At 47.0% G+C, this 379-nt stretch carries 1 protein-coding gene; it reads right to left on the bottom strand.

All coding sequences use genetic code 11. The annotated features are described in order from the left end of the window. A partial coding sequence (locus E3E29_RS11590) for a formate/nitrite transporter family protein (protein WP_167911127.1) occupies positions 1-304 on the bottom strand: 304 nt, incomplete at its 3' end. Positions 305-379: the final 75 nt, after the last annotated feature.

The following is a 379-nucleotide window of genomic DNA, read 5'->3' as shown; positions in this document are numbered from 1 at the left end:
CTATATGGGCGTTGCCTGTCCAGAGGTCCGCACCGCCAAGAAGGACGGCTATGAGACCGACTGGGAAAACTGCACCCAGAAGCAGTTTGAAGAGAGATAGGTTTGGGAAAGTGCCCAGCTCTGGATGGAAGCTTGCACTAGCGACTATGGCAAAAATGAATCCAAAGGCTATGTATGCACCAGCCATGAAACCCGCAAAGAGCAGCCTTGATGGAGTGGCCTTGGTCTTAACGCAGCCAACGTTTGAACACACATCCACGGCCTCATGAACATCATACAGCACGAGTGAATTATTCTGTGCCATACCCACCACCCTACATTAAATGTTCTAAGATGTTCATTCAGGTGTTAAATGAATTTGCTTAAAAACGTTTTTTTA

The organism is Thermococcus sp. Bubb.Bath (assembly GCF_012027595.1).
Classification (GTDB): domain Archaea; phylum Methanobacteriota_B; class Thermococci; order Thermococcales; family Thermococcaceae; genus Thermococcus.
The sequence above is the reverse complement of the archived record's forward strand: the minus strand, read 5'-3'. Positions and strand labels throughout refer to the sequence as shown.